The organism is Rahnella sp. PAMC25617 (genome assembly GCF_050606005.1).
GTDB lineage: Bacteria > Pseudomonadota > Gammaproteobacteria > Enterobacterales > Enterobacteriaceae > Rahnella > Rahnella variigena.
In genome coordinates this window covers 379,385-391,160 of the sequence record NZ_JBOCUM010000009.1, presented here as the reverse complement: position 1 = coordinate 391,160, position 11,776 = coordinate 379,385, and the positions used below count along the sequence as shown (strand labels likewise).

Below are 11,776 nucleotides of genomic sequence, written 5' to 3'. Positions count from 1 at the left end.
CCAGGCATCAAATTAGTAAAGTTTGCTTATAAGCGAGCTGTTAGAAGAATAAGCGTGCTGATATGGCTCAGTTGGTAGAGCGCACCCTTGGTAAGGGTGAGGTCCCCAGTTCGACTCTGGGTATCAGCACCAGTAATAAGCGTAGAGTTCGGTAAATTACAGAATTTGCCTGGCGGCACTAGCGCGGTGGTCCCACCTGACCCCATGCCGAACTCAGAAGTGAAACGCCGTAGCGCCGATGGTAGTGTGGGGTCTCCCCATGCGAGAGTAGGGAACTGCCAGGCATCAAAAAAAGACAAAAGCCCCGTACGAAAGTACGGGGCTTTTGTCTTTTCTACATTCAAAGGCTCTGCGATTTAAGACTGAAGATTCAAACAAAAGGCCATCCTCAGGGATGGCCTTTTGCGTTTCTGAAATCAGAACAATCAGTGATTAGAGCTTTGAGAGATCCCGATCCCGGTTTGTGAGCGTACAAACTGAGGATAGAAACGTTCCCTTTCTTTCTGGCCTTCCAGAGAGTTATCAGTAATCGAGAAGAACCAGGTCCCCACGAAGGCGACAATCATCGAGAATAAAGCCGGGTATTCATACGGATAAATAGGTTTGGCATGCCCTAAAATTTGTACCCAGATAGTTGGCCCGAGGATCATGAGTATGACTGCAGTGAGTAATCCCAGCCAGCCACCAATCATTGCTCCGCGCGTAGTCAGTTTGGACCAGTACATTGAAAGCAGGATAATCGGGAAGTTACAGCTCGCAGCGATGGAGAAAGCCAGACCGACCATGAACGCAATATTCTGTTTTTCAAACAAAATACCCAGAGCAATCGCCACGATCCCTAACAAGATGACTGTTATCTTCGAAACGCGTAACTCATCCCGTTCAGTGGCTTTGCCATCCTTGATAACACTGGCATAAAGGTCATGCGATACCGCTGAAGCGCCCGCTAATGTCAGACCTGCAACAACGGCGAGAATAGTGGCGAAGGCGACGGCAGAGATGAAGCCAAGGAAGAAGCTTCCTCCTACGGCATCAGCCAGATGGACTGCTGCCATATTATTGCCGCCGAGCAATACACCGCTGGCATCTTTAAAGGCAGGATTCCCACTGACCAGAACGATGGCGCCGAAACCGATAATGAAGGTCAAAATATAGAAGTAACCAATAAAACCGGTGGCATAAAATACGCTTTTACGCGCTTCTTTAGCATCGTTCACCGTGAAGAAACGCATCAGGATATGCGGCAGACCGGCGGTACCGAACATCAGCGCGAGGCCAAGAGACAGAGCCGATATCGGGTCTGAAACCAGTCCTCCCGGGCTCATGATCGCAATCCCTTTAGAATGCACCGCAACGGCCTGAGTAAAGAGCGTATTGAAGTTAAAGCCGACAGATCTCATGACCATCACGGCCATGAATGTCGCACCCGCCAGCAGCAGAATTGCTTTGATGATTTGCACCCAGGTTGTCGCCAGCATCCCGCCAAACAACACATAGAGCACCATCAGGATCCCGACCAGGATCACGGCAACATGATAGTTAAGACCAAACAGCAGCTGGATTAACTTACCGGCACCGACCATCTGTGCAATCAGATACAACGCGACTACGACCAGTGAACCACAGGCTGAAAGCAGCCGAATGGGTTTCTGCTTAAGACGGTAAGACGCAACGTCGGCAAAGGTATATTTACCCAGGTTTCGCAGACGTTCGGCGATGAGGAACAGGATAATCGGCCAGCCAATCAGGAAACCGATGGAGTAAATCAGCCCATCGTATCCGGAGGTGTAAACCAGCGCAGAGATGCCAAGGAAAGACGCGGCTGACATAAAGTCACCGGCAATCGCCATACCGTTTTGCAGGCCGGTAATGCGCCCGCCCGCAGTGTAGTAATCCTGACGGGATCGCGTACGTTTTGCTGCCCAATAGGTGATATATAACGTCGCACCGACAAACAGTACGAACATCACAATCGCTTCTATATTAAGAGGCTGGCGTTTCACTTCACCTGCAATTCCTTCGGCGGCAAACAGGTTGAAGGGGAAGGCTGAAACCAACGCCAGTAAAAGAAGAGAGCCACGATGAGCCTTCATGGCTGCACCTCGCGGATAATATCTGCCGTCAGCCGGTCAAATTCGCTATTCGCACGGATGACATAAATCCCGGTCAAAACGAAAGAGATAACGATCAGCCCCACGCCAACAGGAATACCCCGGGTAATCGTGGCACCTTCATAAAGTGGGGTTCCCAGCCACTGCGGATCAAAAGCAATCAGCAGGATAAAGGCAACGTACAGGACCAAGGTAATCCCTGAAAGTAACCAGGCAAAACGACTGCGTTTTTGCACCAGTTCCCTAAAGCGCGGATTATTTACAACTCTCTGATAAATGAGATCATTCATCTCAGTGACTCCTGTGAGGCATTGATAGAGTTCACCGCGCCAGGGCGGTGAAAATTACGACGGCACTTTCATTGATTGTTTTTCTTCCAACAATTTGTCGACTACGCCCGGATCCGCCAGCGTAGAGGTGTCTCCCAGATTACTGGTGTCGCCGGCAGCAATCTTGCGCAGGATACGGCGCATGATTTTGCCGGAGCGGGTTTTAGGTAATGAATCCGTCCAGTGAAGAACGTCTGGTGTGGCGATGGACCCTATCTCTTTGCGCACCCAGTTGCGCACTTCGGTATAGAGTTCCGGTGACGGTTCTTCGCCGTGATTGAGAGTGATGTAGGCGTAAATAGCCTGCCCTTTGATGTTATGCGGAATGCCGACAACAGCCGCTTCTGCAATTTTAGGGTGTGAAACCAGCGCGGATTCAATTTCAGCGGTTCCCAGCCGATGGCCGGAAATATTAAGCACGTCATCAACGCGGCCAGTGATCCAGTAATAACCGTCTTCGTCACGACGGGCACCGTCGCCACTGAAATACATATTCTTGAACGTTGAGAAATAGGTCTGCTCGAAGCGTTCATGATCACCAAACAACGTACGCGCCTGTCCGGGCCATGAATCGGTGATCACCAGATTGCCTTCGCATGCACCTTCCTGTGGAACACCTTCGTTATCCACCAGCGCAGGCTGAACGCCAAAGAACGGTCGTGTTGCCGAACCGGCTTTCAGCTCAGTGGCGCCTGGCAATGGCGTTATCATGAAACCGCCAGTTTCGGTTTGCCACCAGGTATCGACAATCGGGCAATGGCTGTTGCCTATTGTTTTGTAGTACCACTCCCAGGCTTCCGGATTAATGGGTTCCCCCACCGAGCCCATGATCCGCAGCGATTCACGGCTGGTACCTTCAATCGCTTTATCGCCTTCAGCCATCAGTGCACGGATAGCGGTAGGAGCTGTATAAAGGATGTTTACTTTATGCTTATCAATGACCTGAGCCATGCGAGCCGGTGTCGGATAATTTGGCACACCTTCAAACATCAGGCTGATTGCGCCGCATGCCAGCGGGCCGTAGAGCAAATAGCTGTGACCCGTTACCCAGCCAACATCGGCGGTACACCAGTAGATGTCTCCGTCGTGATAATCAAAGGTGTATTTAAATGTAAGAGCGGCATAGACCAGATAACCGCCGGTGGTGTGCAGCACGCCTTTTGGCTTACCGGTAGAACCGGAGGTATAGAGGATGAAGAGCGGATCTTCCGCATTCATTTCTTCGGCCGGACAATCAGCTGAAACGCCGTCAATGGCATCATGCCACCAGATATCACGACCTTCTTTCCACTCGCCCTGTTTGCCGGTGCGTTTGAAAATAATGGAATGTGTCACGCTGGTGACTGAAGGATTTTTTAGCGCATCGTCCACATTCTGCTTCAGCGGAATCGTGCGACCCGCACGCAGCCCTTCATCGGCGGTGATAACCACTTTCGCGCTGGAGTCGATAATACGACCAGAGACGGCTTCAGGTGAGAAACCGGCAAAGATAACGGAATGCACGGCACCAATACGCGCACATGCCAGCATGGCAACGGCAGCTTCCGGCACCATCGGCATATAAATCGCGACGACGTCGCCTTTTTTAACACCCAATCCTTTCAGCACATTCGCAAACTGGCAGACATCATGGTGAAGCTGTTTGTAGGTGACGTGTTTGTTTTCAGCGTTAGGGTCATCGCCTTCCCATATCAGTGCCGTCTGGTCGCCTTTTTCCGCTAAATGACGATCCAGGCAGTTCGCGGCCAGATTGAGGGTGCCGTCCTCAAACCAGCGGATATCGATATTTCCCGGTGCGAATGAAGTGTTCTTCACTTTTGTGAAAGGTTTGATCCAGTCTAATACTTTCGCCTGTTCGGCCCAGAATGCATCCGGATCTTCGACAGACTGTTGATAAAACTGCTGATATTTCTCAGGTGTAATCAGGGTACGTTCTGCGACAGAGGCAGGAATAGGGTGCTTGTAAACATGGCTCATGGTTTTTCTCCTTTGATTTGTTAATGATATGTCAACCAAAGGTTAAGTGTAGTTTGCTGTTTGGCTTTGTTTGGTTTTTGGGGGTCAGATCACGCAAGCAGAGTAAAAACAGCAGGATATGCGCATGTTCATTGCGGAGCACTCCACATAAATAAAATGGAGAGGTAGGAGGAGAAAAAAGGAGTGATTGGTAAAAATTTATGATTAAAAATGTAATAAATTGGTTAAATAAAGCTTAACTCACCTTATCTAATGCGAAAATTATTATTCATTAGAGAACATTTAATATCATTTATTTTAACTTATAAGTTAATTTCCTTTCATAATGGCAATGTTTAAAGATTAATCCGAGCGTAAAACTCTTAATATTTGCATTAAGCGAATTATTATAACGTTAAATTAAAAATATCAGTATATTGATCTGGCAAGAGAGGGGTGCTCTCTTCGGTACAGCGAATAATATCGCTTAACAGCTGCTTAACGCTTAATAGCTACCGTTACAATCTCAAGGACTTACTATGTTTAACGCTAAGAACAAGACACTGGTTATCGCTTTATCTGCCCTTATTTCTGCTTCAGCTTTCGCAGATGATGTTACAACACCGCCGACAGGAACCGATCAGGGCTCTGGCCGCATTCATTTCACCGGAACCGTTATTAATGCGCCTTGCTCAATTGCTCCAGGAGATGAGGACATTAATGTGAACATGGGTCAGGTAGCGAATAAGGTGCTGGAAAGCGGTAATAAATATTCCCAGAACGTTAACTACACCATTCACCTGCAAGGCTGCGACCTGACTGCACAAACTGCGGGCACCGTCGAATATCCGGCGATGTCTAAAGTGGCCGTTTCTTTCGCAGGCACGCCTGACAGCAGCGCGAGTGAACTGCTGGCTAACACCGGCAGTGCAAAAGGCGCAGGCATTCGTCTGATTGATGCGAACGGCGACCTGCTGAAAGTCGGTGATACCTCTAAAGATATCAACCTTGTCACCGGTAATAATGAGCTGGTATTTGCTGCGCGCGTTGAAGCCAACTCACAGCCAGTTTCGACCGGTACTATCGTTTCTCAGGCAACGTACGCCCTGAATTATAAATAAGCATTGTTATTATTTAGGGGAGTTATCTCCCCTTTATTTTCCAGGTGCACCTGCGCCAGGGGTTTATGTTTGATCTATAAAAGCAAAAAGTGATTTTATTATGTTGTTTGCGATGGATGGAACATCGACAAGGAAGGGGACAGGCTTTTGGCTTATTTTCCTTTTGTCGGGATGCTTAATTTCAATCAGAAGCCTGGCGGTGGAATTTAACGTTAACTTTATTGATTCTGCCGATCGCAATAACGTCGATCTGTCGCGTTTTCAGGTTGCCAATTACATCGCGCCTGGAGAGTACCTGCTGGATGTGATGCTTAATGGTCGCACCTTCGGTGACCAGAGTGTCATTCAATATATTCCGGTCGATGATAATAAAAATAGCCGGTTATGTTTACCGCCTTCACTGGTGGATAAATTCGATCTGACCAAAGCAGCCCGGGAAAAAATAACCCTCTGGCATCACGGCAAATGTACGTCACTGGATAAAATGCCGGAAGTGACCACTCGTTACGATCAGGAAAGGCAGACGCTTAATATCAGCATTCCGCAAGCCTGGCTGACGTTCCACGACCAGAACTGGGTGCCACCTTCTCAATGGGATGAGGGTGTAAACGGCGTTTTGCTCGACTATAACCTGCTGGGTAGCCGTTACATGCCTCAACAGGGCGATACTTCGACCAGTTTCAGCAGCTACGGTACCACCGGGTTTAACCTCGGGGCGTGGCGCGCCCGTGCGGATTATCAGTATTCCTCTTCCCGCACCTCAGGTTCGCCAGCCAGTGATAATTTCACCTGGACGCAGAAATACGTGTATCGCGCTATACCCTCTATCGGCGCACGCCTTACCGGCGGACAAACGTATCTGAGTTCTGACATTTTCGATTCATTCCGCTTTCTCGGTGCGTCGCTGAACAGCGATCAACGCATGTTGCCACCGTCATTACGTGGCTATGCGCCGCAGGTGACCGGGATCGCCAAAACCAATGCCAAAGTCAGTATCAGCCAGAATGGACGGGTCATCTACCAGACCAACGTCTCGCCGGGGCCATTCGTGGTTCAGGACCTGACCGAAGCAGTACAGGGTTCGCTGGACGTCAAAATCGAAGAAGAAAATGGCAGCGTCACTACCTATCAGGTGACGACGGCCACCATTCCCTTTCTGACCCGCAAAGGCCAGGTGCGGTTTAAAACGGCCATGGGGAAACCGACCACAGGCAGCAGCAACCGCGTTTTACAGCCGGGTTTTTACAGCGGGGAAATGTCCTGGGGGGCGCTAAATGATTTCTCGCTTTATGGCGGGCTGATTGCGACGACCGGGAATTATCAGGCGCAGGCGCTGGGTATCGGGCAAAACCTGCAAAAACTCGGCGCGGTATCTTTTGACGTGACTCGCTCTTCTGCGACCGTACCAGATGCGGGTAAACAAACCGGTTTCAGCTACCGCGCCAACTATTCCAAACGCTTTGATTCGACTGGCAGTCAGATCACGTTCGCCGGTTATCGCTTTTCACAAAAGACATTTATGTCTTTTAACCAGTATCTCGACAAGGTGAACGGTGACGGTTATTCCCGTGATGACAAACAAACGTACACAGTGACCGCTAACCAGTATCTGCCGTGGCCGGCGATCACCTTGTATCTGTCGGCGACGCATAAGGTCTACTGGAACGAAGATCCGAGCAACAACTACAGCGTCTCCGTCAGCAAGATTTTCGATATCGGGCGCTTTACCGGTGTCTCTGCCACCTTTTCGGCCAGCAAGCTGAATTACCGTGATACCGATGAAAACCAGATGTTTCTGTCACTCAGCCTCCCGCTGTCTTCAGGACAACAAATCAGCTACGACGCGCAGCAGGATTCGCAAAGCGGCTTCTCGCAAACCGCGTCGTATTACAACAGTCAGGACCCGAACAATACCTGGCGCGTTGGCGCGGGCGGGAGTAGTCCGGATATACAAAAAGGTAACGGTGTGTTCCGCGCGAACTATCAGCATATGTCGCCGTACGGCCAGTTCGGCGCTAACGGCAGCGTGAAAAATAACGATTACCGTTCGGTGAATGCGAACTGGTACGGCTCGTTTACCGCCACTGCGGCGGGTGCGGCCTTGCATCAGAGCAGCGCGGGCAGCGAGCCTCGCATGATGGTGTCGACCGGCGTGAAAGGCATTCCGATAAGCGACGGGGCATCCGTGACCAATGATTACGGCATTGCGGTGGTGAATGGCGTGTCCAGTTATCAGACCTCTGATATCCGCGTTGATGTGAACCATTTACCGGATGACGTGGAAGTCTATAGCTCAGTGGTCAGTAAAACCCTGACGGAAGGGGCAATAGGTTTTCGCAAAATCCGCGCGATTAAAGGTGAGCGTCTGATGGCGGTGATCCGCCTGAAAGATGGCAGTCATCCGCCGCTCGGGGCATCAGTCACCGACAACAGCTCCGGTTTTGAAGCCGGACTAATCGGTGACGGCGGTCTGGCCTATCTGGCCGGGGTGTCAGGTGAGAAATCCCTGACTGTCCGCTGGGGAGACGACCAGCAATGCCAGGTTCAGGTGCCGCCGCAGCCTGAAACCTCTTCAGGGCAGGTATTGCTGCCTTGCAATTAATGATGAAAAGCGGTCTGAAGGGATCGCATAAGTAAGGGAATAACCAGATGAAAAAAATGATTTTACGCTGCGTAGCCGTACTGATGTTGGCCGGAGCATGTTATCCGGCAGTCGCCGCGGTGAATCTTGACCGGACGCGCATCATCTATAACGCCAGCGATAAATCCGTCAGCGTCATGCTCGAGAACCAGAGCAAGGAGCTGCCTTATCTGGCGCAGGTCTGGCTGGAGAACGCTCAGGGCGAAAAAATTACCTCGCCGCTGGTGGCGCTGCCGCCGATGCAGCGAATTGATGCCGGGCAGAAAAGCCAGATCCGTATTCTGCAACTGCCGGAAACGGCCGGTTTACCGAAAGACCGTGAGTCGCTGTTCTACTTCAACGTGCGCGAAGTGCCGCCAAAAAGTGATATGGCGAACGTGATGCAGGTGGCAATCCAAAGCCGCGTGAAATTGTTCTTCCGCCCGGCGGAACTGAGAAAACTGTTGAAAGCCGACTGGCAGGAACAGCTCCAGGTTTCACGGCTTAGTAACGGGCTGAAACTGACGAATCCTACACCCTTTTACATCACTGTCGGATATCTGGGTAAAGACAATAAAGGCAATGCATCGGGTTTTGACAGCGTCATGCTGGCGCCGTTTGCGACGGAATCTCTGACCGGCAGTCAGTACGTCAGCGACCGTTACAGTCTCGGGTACATGGATGATTATGGCGGTCTTCAGGTCAATCAATATCATTGCCCGTCCGTGCAATGTCAGCTTATCAGCAAGGATGATAAGCGATAACAACCACGTGAGAAGCCGTGACTGAACGGATTTACCATAAAGAAAAGGGATTGTTATGCCTGATATTTGCAGATTATCCATTGGCCGGATGGCAATCATCATCCTGCTCTTCTTATTTTCCCGCAGCGCCCTGGCGCTCGATTGTGTGGAGAAAGGCACCGGTATTGTGGATAAACCGGCGATACCAGTAGGGCAACTGGCTATCCCGGCGAATGTTCCTGTCGGCACCAAGGTCTGGGAATCGAATGACATCAACGTCACGGCGTATTGCGACAATGTGCTGGGGTCGATTATTGACGTTGTGCATTTCTACTTTAACCCTAAATCCCAGTCGATCGGGGAAGGCTTATTGCTGGGTGTGAGCTACAACGGGCAGGATCTGGAACAGAACGAGCAGAGACTCAGTACTAACAGTACGCCTATCAAAAAGGGCCAGAACGTCACCGTCAACGTGACGTTTCGCCTGTATATCAAAGTCAGTGGAAATGCCCCTTCCAGCGGGCATTACCAGGGCGCGGATCAGTTCACCGTCTTTCAGCTTGATGGCAGCAGAGGTATTAACAAATCCCCCGGTGCTAAAAACCTCAAATACAACCTTTCTGGCTTGCAGGGGATCCGTTTTCTGGCCTGCGGTTCAGACCTGAAAGTGTATCCGGAATCTCAGATTGTTGATTTTGGCGCCATTCAAAGCACGACCCTTTCACGATCTTCAGGTATTTCACTGCCATTTGCCATTAAGGCTGTAAAACAAGGATGTCTGGATAACTTCTCACTGCAGGCAGAATTTTCTACGGCCAGTCCGCTGCTGGATGACACCGCGATAGACCTTTCAAACGGTGCCAAGCTCATGCTCTACAACGACCAGCAGAAGGCAATTACTTTCAACCGGTACGATAACTTTGCAGAGCTTAACAATGTGAATGAGGTCACCAAAAACTTCACTGCAAAACTGAGTGCCATTCCGGGGAAAACACTTTCTCTCGGGCAGTTTGATGCGTCGGTGATCGTCAAAATTAACTATTACTGACCGCAAAGATAAGGGAGAACGATATGCTAAGAACGGCAAAACTGCGGGCTCAGGCGCTGGAAGAGCCCATATACTCAGCCCAGGCACCTGAACTCATCGCAGAAAAGCACATTCACGCCCTGCTGCAAACCCTGCGCGAGGATGCCGGATTGAGTAAAACTGAACTGGCCAGACGGCTTGGGATCACGCCACCGGCAATCACCCGTCTTGAGAAGCGGCCAGCTCAGGCAAGCTTCAGTACTTTGTCTCGTTATGCCCAGGCTTGCGGTTATGATTTATATCTTTACTATAAATAATCAGGCTTCATCCATTTTGCTGTTTTTAAAAAGATTTTTTGAAAACACATAATGCAAACGAAGACTGATTACTTTCTATCAGCATGGTGTTGTCATCATATTTTTTCAACACCATCGTATCGGTATGCCCGGTCAGAAAAAAACTGTTTATCATCAGAAGCGAAGAAATCCCCCAGTCCATATTGTCTATGCTATCAATGTTAATCTGTCTGCTGGTCATTGAATAGGTATCGGTCACTTTGCTCTCCTGTACGTAGTCATAATAGATATTCCTTAACAAAGTTTTCCTGTTTACCAGCTTCCCTTCCTCATTGTATAAATATGCAGTTCCACTGAGTGAAACTAAAATTTTACGATTATCAAGAAAACTAAAGTACAGAGAGGTCACCATTTTCGCTCTCTGATGATCATATTGTGCTTCTACGATCATACTTCCCCTGCAAGGGATATTAACCGGGAACGTATGCTTGTCCTTTCTCAGAGACATTCCATATAACACTAACAGCAATGCGGCGACAGGAAGTAACGTAAAAATAATGGTTTTCTTACCCGGAGGAATAAATTTTCTATCACTGATCATGCGTGGTCCTGTCATTTGTATAATAGCTTATGCAAACACTTGCTTTATGATTGTCATCGGTGCTGCATTGCGCGAGAAACTCCCGCACTGAACCGGTATTTATTGGCGAAGAGAAAAGCTCGCTTTGAAATATAAGAATGTGTCCTGGTTTGCATGAGATATTGTTCTTATGCAGAAAATCTTCTGCCAGTTGAATAAAATTACTCTTATTTGACCGGGAAACCGGGGCCGTAGCGTACAAGCTGCAGGATCCGATTTTGGCAATCTCTAAGTCAGCTTTCGGATCGCTCATATCATTGTAAAAAATGAAAATTGCCCAGACTGTCAGTGCGGCAGTGACCAGAATGCTCATTATAAAATAATGATGATATTTTCCCTTCTGCGGTTCAGGTTCAGGTTCAGGTTCAGTTGCATTTTGCTGTGGCGCCACAGAATGATTTATTATTTCGTCATCCGGCATCGCTCCGCTCAGAACAATATCGGGTTCTTTAGCAACTTCATCACTATTTTCTACTAATACCTGAGTCTCAATCTTATTGGCACAGGTCTCAATAATGATTTCCTTCCGGATGATAAATCCGACTTTAGGCACAGTAACGATAAATTCATTTTGGTATCCCAGCGTTGAGATGACTTTACGTAATTTGCTGATACAGTGATTAAGGTTATTATTGCTAGCGTTCAGGCCGTAGTCATCCCATACTTTTTTAAAGAATGTTTCACGCTGAACGACCACGCCCTGTTGTTCGATTAACAATAATAATATTCTCCGTGCAGGATTTGAGACGGTGATCTTACTTTCATCATCACTCAGTAATGAAAGCGAATTTTCCTCCGGATTGAAGACTATTTGATTTTCAATCAGATAAACCATGGGCATTCCACTCCTCCCTGTTTAGAATATTCGGTCATTTCCGCCGCATCAGTTAATTAGTACAGTGCTGCTTTACGGGTGCTTTATCTTTATATACT

Annotated in this window: 10 protein-coding genes, 1 tRNA gene and 1 rRNA gene; 7 read left to right on the top strand and 5 right to left on the bottom strand. The window is 48.9% G+C overall.

Annotated features, from left to right (window positions below; all coding sequences use genetic code 11):
• Positions 1-56 precede the first annotated feature (56 nt).
• Positions 57-132: transfer RNA gene (locus tag ACM615_RS14380), tRNA-Thr, on the top strand.
• A 36-nt stretch (positions 133-168) separates the two neighbouring features.
• Positions 169-284 (top strand): 5S ribosomal RNA (gene rrf, locus ACM615_RS14375).
• 141 nt (positions 285-425) lie between these two features.
• On the opposite strand, the gene actP is transcribed toward rrf, so the two are convergent.
• The 3 genes from actP to acs are packed head-to-tail and all read right to left on the bottom strand — an operon-like array spanning position 426 to position 4,417.
• Complete coding sequence (gene actP / locus ACM615_RS14370) at positions 426-2,093, bottom strand: cation/acetate symporter ActP (RefSeq protein WP_165353160.1); 1,668 nt, start codon at positions 2,091-2,093, stop codon at positions 426-428.
• A complete protein-coding gene (locus ACM615_RS14365; protein ID WP_112289154.1) occupies positions 2,090-2,401 on the bottom strand; it encodes a DUF485 domain-containing protein in 312 nt (103 codons plus the stop codon). The genes actP and ACM615_RS14365 overlap by 4 nt, the downstream gene beginning before the upstream one ends.
• Before the next feature lie 54 nt (positions 2,402-2,455).
• Entirely contained in the window at positions 2,456-4,417 is a 1,962-nt protein-coding gene (gene acs, locus ACM615_RS14360; RefSeq protein ID WP_112289155.1) for an acetate--CoA ligase, read from the bottom strand.
• A gap of 518 nt (positions 4,418-4,935) precedes the next feature.
• Between acs and ACM615_RS14355 the strand changes: the two genes are divergently transcribed.
• The 5 genes from ACM615_RS14355 (at position 4,936) to ACM615_RS14335 (ending at position 10,224) form a co-directional block, all read left to right on the top strand.
• The gene (locus ACM615_RS14355; RefSeq protein WP_112289156.1) at positions 4,936-5,517 is read left to right on the top strand and encodes a fimbrial protein; all 582 of its coding nucleotides are present in this window, start codon (positions 4,936-4,938) and stop codon (positions 5,515-5,517) included.
• A 199-nt stretch (positions 5,518-5,716) separates the two neighbouring features.
• Complete coding sequence (locus ACM615_RS14350; protein WP_240783326.1) at positions 5,717-8,119, top strand: fimbria/pilus outer membrane usher protein; 2,403 nt, start codon at positions 5,717-5,719, stop codon at positions 8,117-8,119.
• A gap of 56 nt (positions 8,120-8,175) precedes the next feature.
• Positions 8,176-8,901, top strand: a complete 726-nt coding sequence (locus ACM615_RS14345) for a fimbrial biogenesis chaperone (RefSeq protein ID WP_369921247.1) — start codon at positions 8,176-8,178, stop codon at positions 8,899-8,901.
• A gap of 55 nt (positions 8,902-8,956) precedes the next feature.
• Positions 8,957-9,928 (top strand): fimbrial protein, encoded by a 972-nt coding sequence (locus tag ACM615_RS14340; RefSeq protein WP_113878358.1) that lies wholly within the window; start codon positions 8,957-8,959, stop codon positions 9,926-9,928.
• Positions 9,929-9,951: 23 nt separating this feature from the next.
• Positions 9,952-10,224 carry a helix-turn-helix domain-containing protein gene (locus tag ACM615_RS14335; RefSeq protein WP_112289160.1) on the top strand — a complete coding sequence of 91 codons (273 nt, stop codon included), beginning with the start codon at positions 9,952-9,954 and terminating at the stop codon, positions 10,222-10,224.
• A 25-nt stretch (positions 10,225-10,249) separates the two neighbouring features.
• Here ACM615_RS14335 and ACM615_RS14330 read toward each other — a convergent pair whose 3' ends face one another.
• Positions 10,250-10,804: a FidL-like protein gene (locus ACM615_RS14330; RefSeq protein ID WP_113878359.1), complete on the bottom strand. Its 555-nt coding sequence runs from the start codon at positions 10,802-10,804 to the stop codon at positions 10,250-10,252.
• Positions 10,794-11,684 carry a winged helix-turn-helix domain-containing protein gene (locus tag ACM615_RS14325; RefSeq protein ID WP_159282469.1) on the bottom strand — a complete coding sequence of 297 codons (891 nt, stop codon included), beginning with the start codon at positions 11,682-11,684 and terminating at the stop codon, positions 10,794-10,796. Before ACM615_RS14325 ends, ACM615_RS14330 begins: the two co-directional genes overlap by 11 nt.
• Between the last annotated feature and the right edge of the window lie 92 nt (positions 11,685-11,776).

Coding starts and splice junctions, on each gene's coding strand:
- ACM615_RS14325 (WP_159282469.1), bottom strand. CDS start 11,684: ATGCCCATGGTTTATCTGATTGAAAATCAAATAGTCTTCAATCCGGAG.
- ACM615_RS14355 (WP_112289156.1), top strand. CDS start 4,936: ATGTTTAACGCTAAGAACAAGACACTGGTTATCGCTTTATCTGCCCTT.
- ACM615_RS14330 (WP_113878359.1), bottom strand. CDS start 10,804: ATGATCAGTGATAGAAAATTTATTCCTCCGGGTAAGAAAACCATTATT.
- ACM615_RS14335 (WP_112289160.1), top strand. CDS start 9,952: ATGCTAAGAACGGCAAAACTGCGGGCTCAGGCGCTGGAAGAGCCCATA.
- actP (WP_165353160.1), bottom strand. CDS start 2,093: ATGAAGGCTCATCGTGGCTCTCTTCTTTTACTGGCGTTGGTTTCAGCC.
- ACM615_RS14345 (WP_369921247.1), top strand. CDS start 8,176: ATGATTTTACGCTGCGTAGCCGTACTGATGTTGGCCGGAGCATGTTAT.
- ACM615_RS14365 (WP_112289154.1), bottom strand. CDS start 2,401: ATGAATGATCTCATTTATCAGAGAGTTGTAAATAATCCGCGCTTTAGG.
- acs (WP_112289155.1), bottom strand. CDS start 4,417: ATGAGCCATGTTTACAAGCACCCTATTCCTGCCTCTGTCGCAGAACGT.
- ACM615_RS14340 (WP_113878358.1), top strand. CDS start 8,957: ATGCCTGATATTTGCAGATTATCCATTGGCCGGATGGCAATCATCATC.